The organism is Nitrosomonas ureae, assembly GCF_900108305.1.
In the GTDB taxonomy this organism is placed as follows: Bacteria; Pseudomonadota; Gammaproteobacteria; order Burkholderiales; family Nitrosomonadaceae; genus Nitrosomonas; species Nitrosomonas ureae_B.
This window is the reverse complement of the sequence record NZ_FNUX01000054.1, coordinates 1-4642: the sequence shown is the minus strand read 5'-3', so window position 1 is coordinate 4642 and position 4642 is coordinate 1. Positions and strand designations below refer to the sequence as shown.

The window sequence follows — 4642 nt, the reverse complement described above, 5'->3', positions numbered from 1 at the left end:
TCGACTTATCCACAGTGGTATAGTACGCTATACCACTATTTCACCTAGTCAAATTTCAATTAGCACAGGTGGTCAGTTTTCAGTTAGCAGCAACATCTTGCCGTACCCAGAGTACACCGGGATCTGTCCACGTCTCGATTATTGGTGATGGAAGAGATCCAGGGCATACCGATCAAGCAGGCGCCGGCTGGTCCAGAGCGCATCCAGGCCGCTCGTCAACTGTTGGAGAGCTACTACAAACAGATCATCGTCGACGGCTTCTTCCATGCCGATCCCCACCCAGGCAATCTGATGTGGTGGAAGGATTGCATCTATTTTCTCGATTTCGGAATGGTCGGCGAGGTAGGGGCCGATCTTCGTGAGCATCTCTTGTTAATGTTGATGGCTCTTTGGCAGGAAGATGCCGGGTTTCTCACCGATGTCACATTGATGATGACGAGCGCCGTCAATAGCAGCGATCTCGATGTGGCCCGATTCCAGAGCGAGATCGGGGAAGTGATGGCAAAATATCGCACAGCCTCGCTTGCCGAGATGCAGATCGGGCCGCTTCTGCAAGAAATGAGCGCGGTCTCATTACGGCACGGAGTGCCGCTACCGGCTTCGCTCACGCTCGCCACAAAAGCACTTGCGCAGGTACAGCTGGCGACTGCCGAGCTTGATCCAGCACTTGATCCTTACGACGTAGCAGGTAAGTACTTGATGCGCTTAATGGTCAAACGCATGGGTAACGCACTCAATCCAAAGACATTCGTGTATCAATCGCAGAAGTTAAAAGTACGAGTTCTGCGCGTGGTCGAGGCGGTAGAAAACCTCGTCGGTGTTCGTCCTGGCGGCCCAAAGCTTGTGGTGAACTTCCGGGCCAATTCGCTGGAGGATATAGTGCGTCACACGGGACAACGGCTGGCGCTCGGCCTGACCGCTGCCGCAAGTGTTTTGGCTAGCGGATTCACGGCCACCTCGACGGTTGTTGCCGAGTGGGTGCCGATAACATTCGGGGTCGTCTCAGGTCTGCTGATCCTTGGCCTGGTTATCGATCTGCTGCGAGGGCGTTGACGATAAAAATGGTTCAAGAAGTAGGGTTGTTCTACGTCGAAGATTTCGTGCCACTGCGCTTGATCGAACGCAACACGGCTTTCTCGATCAGGTAGGCGATGACCATCATTACCATACCAATCAGTCGGTGTTCCATTTTTCGAGTAAAAGACCTTTTAGAGATCGTATTCATGGAAGCATTGTTCATCATAGGTCTATTAATAATTAAAGGATTACGATCCGCAACGAGTAAATTCTTACGCTCAACGCAGTTAATCCTACCCTTGCCGGGTCGGAATATCCACCATCGACGTTGTCTATGATGAATGATCGTATATCAGCATGGCTGGATAACCTTGGTCTCAGTATATATCGCGAGTCGTTTCAGCACAATGCGATCACCTGGGATGTCCTACCCGAGCTGAATGAGGGCGATCTGGAGGCGATGGGTGTCTTACTGGGACATCGGAAAAAGCTCTTGCGCGCGATCGCTCAATTGCCACAGAGCGCTGAAGTTATGGGCCCGGGGTCTATACCCGTTGGCGTCATTCCGGAAGAGCAGCCATTCCCCCCCGAACGAGATCAAGCAGAACGTCGCCAGTTGACGGTGATGTTTTGTGATCTTGTGGATTCGACAGTACTGTCTAGCCGGTTGGACCCTGAAGACCTCCAGGACGTGATTCGACGATTTTTAGATGCTTGTAGCCAAACCATTGTTCGATCCAATGGCTATATCGCCAAATACATGGGGGATGGGATGTTGGTCTATTTTGGATACCCCCAGGCCCACGAACACGATGCGGAGCGAGCGGTACATGCCGGACTGGCTATTCTGGATACGGTGAGGACGCTTCATCAAGACAATCCCCATCCACAGTTTAGTATGGCTGCACGAATCGGGATCGCTACTGGTCAAGTCGTAGTCGGCGAACTTATGGGGCTGGACACCGCCAAGGAACGGTCAGTGTTCGGTGAAACCCCAAATCTCGCCGCCCGCCTCCAAGCACTGGCTAAACCCGATCAATTGATCATTGATCCGGCGACGAAACGGCTTGTCGGAAATGAATTCGAGTTCTTGGATCTTGGCGCCTTTTCGCTGAAAGGATTCGACACACCTATTCAAGCTTGGCAGGTTCTGAGTATCAGGCCGTCGGCCAGCCGGTTTGAGTCCTATCGATCCAGCCAATTAGCCAAATTCGTAGGCAGAGAACAGGAGATCTCACTCCTGTTGGGGCGCTGGCGCGAGGCCGTGGGCGGCGAAGGACAGGTCGTGCTCCTTTGCGGTGAGGCCGGGATCGGAAAATCGAGAATCGCCCGTAGTTTGTGTGAACGCCTCGCAAATGAACGGTACCAGATGATTCAATTTCAATGTTCACCGTACCATACCAATACGGCGCTCTATCCGGCGACTACTTTTCTGCGGCAAGCCGCGGGGCTGGCCAGTCAGGACAGTGCCCAGGCACAACGGGAGAAGCTCGATGCCATGGCTCGCGAAAGCGGCATCGAGAATCAGGACACGGTGTCATTGCTGGCAGATCTGCTCTCGATCCAAGGCGATCACCGGGATCCGCCGTTCACGGTGTCATCCGAAACACGCAAAGACATGACGCTGGAAGCCCTGGTGCAGTATCTCGAACGGCTGGCCAATCGCAACCCCGTGTTGTTCATTCTGGAAGATGCCCATTGGCTGGATCCCACCACGCGGGACCTCCTGACGAGAATCATTGGCCGCATCCGGCAGATGCGTGTGTTGTTGCTGATCACATTTCGCCCCGACTTCAAGCCGGTGTGGGCGGAATATAGTCACGTGACGTCCCTGACGCTCAGTCGGTTGCCACGTCGGCAGAGTGCCGAACTCGTGGTGGCAATGACAGGAGGAAAAGCGCTTCCGTCCGAGGTGCAGCAGGCGATTCTGGCCAAGGCCGATGGCATACCCCTCTATATCGAAACGTTGACGGAAAATGTGCTTGGATCCGGACTGCTCACCGAGGAAAACAATGCATTTACCTTGAAGGGCCCACTAAAGGGATTGCCCATTCCAGACAGTCTGCAAGCGTTGCTCATGGAACGGGTGGACCGATTAGGGTCGGCCAAAGAAATTGTCCAAACCGGTGCAGCAATAGGGCGTGAATTCACCTACGAGCTGCTGCGGGCCACTGTCGAAGTGCCGGACAGCGAGTTGAGGAATGCACTTGACCTGTTCGTCGCGTCTGGGCTCGTGTTCCAAGAGGGCGAGATACCTCTTGCGACCTACCACTTTAAGCATGCGCTCGTCCAGGAAGCGGCCTACAGCACGCTGCCCAGGAAACCCCGGCAAGTACTTCATGCTCGCATTGCCAAAACCCTGGAGTTCCGGTTCCCCGAGTGGGTAAACATGGAACCGGAACTCCTGGCTTATCACTATGAACAGGCAGGTTTGACTGGTCCGGCAGTTGATTATTGGCATCGTGCGGCTCGTCGCGATGCGGAACGATCAGCCAATATCGAAGCGCTCAATCATTTTAATAGGGCGCTCGAGTTGCTAAAGGAACTGCCGCAAGGCGCGGAGCGGAATGCCTTGGAGTTGGAACTCCTGCTTGCACGCGGAAGCCCACTGCTGGCCGTCAAAGGCTATGCATCCGACGACATGGAACACAATTATCGAAGGGCGAAGGATTTGTTACAGGAGCACAGCGGTTCCGTGCAGCAGTTTCTAGCCATTCGGGGATTATGGGTCTTTCATCTGGTCAGAGGGCATCTCGCCAATGCGCGCGGCCTAGCCGAAAATCTCCACGCGCTGGCTCACCGCGAGAAAAACTCGGATCTACTGATTGAAGCTCACCATGCTTTGGGTGTGACCTGTTTCTTTCTTGGCCGGTTTGACGAAGCCAGAACCCATCTGCTCGCCGCAAAATCCCTTCATGATCCGAATAAACAACGTTCACAAGTCTTCTTCTACGGCCAAGATCCCGGAATAACCGCGAGGATTTTCCTGGCCAGGACATTCTGGATATTAGGTGAAATTGAGCACATTGAACCGCTGGCGCTCGAGGCCGTTGGTTTGGCGAGGGAGTTGGAACACCCATTCACCCTGGTTTTTGCCTTAACGTCCCTCTCCTGGATCTACTCCACTCTCCGCAACGCGAAGAGAACGCTGGAGCTCACCGACGAAGCCATTGCGGTTTCCACACAATACTCATTTGAATTGGGATTGGCGTGGGCGACGTCATTTCAAGGCTGGGCGTTGGCTGAAAATGGACAAGAGGAAGGTCTCGCCAAGTTAATTAACGGGCTTTCCGCCACCCGCGCCACAGGTGCAAGTACCAACAACACGTTTACATGGGCGTTGCTGGCAGAAATCTATTTACGTAGAAATAGAATTGACGAAGGCTTGGCCGCCATTGAGGAAGCGCTGAAGCTTGCTGTCACTGGGGGAGAACTGGAGTTGTCCCCTTTTGGCGGACATTTTTTTCATGGAGTCGAGAGAGTCTCGACCTGTGAAAGCGGATTGCAGTTTATCGCGATTTGATTTTTCTCATTCAGTTTTCTCTCAAAATTGTTTGGTGATAAGTATCCCAGCCCGGAATGCCTGCGAGTTGGGTTGTACCATGACTCGATCCAGGTGAATATG

General features: G+C 53.5%; 2 protein-coding genes and 1 pseudogene. 2 read left to right on the top strand and 1 reads right to left on the bottom strand.

Annotated features, from left to right (window positions below):
- Positions 1-105 precede the first annotated feature (105 nt).
- A pseudogene (locus C4S39_RS14810) lies at positions 106-1053 on the top strand (AarF/UbiB family protein); the annotation flags it as partial.
- Between the two features lie 31 nt (positions 1054-1084).
- On the opposite strand, the gene C4S39_RS15410 reads toward C4S39_RS14810, so the two are convergent.
- Positions 1085-1225 (bottom strand): hypothetical protein, encoded by a 141-nt coding sequence (locus C4S39_RS15410; RefSeq protein ID WP_158441760.1) that lies wholly within the window; start codon positions 1223-1225, stop codon positions 1085-1087.
- A 126-nt stretch (positions 1226-1351) separates the two neighbouring features.
- On the opposite strand from C4S39_RS15410, the gene C4S39_RS14805 reads away from it, so the two are divergent.
- On the top strand, positions 1352-4540 hold the full coding sequence (locus C4S39_RS14805) for an ATP-binding protein (protein WP_258039471.1): 3189 nt from the start codon (positions 1352-1354) through the stop codon (positions 4538-4540).
- Positions 4541-4642: the final 102 nt, after the last annotated feature.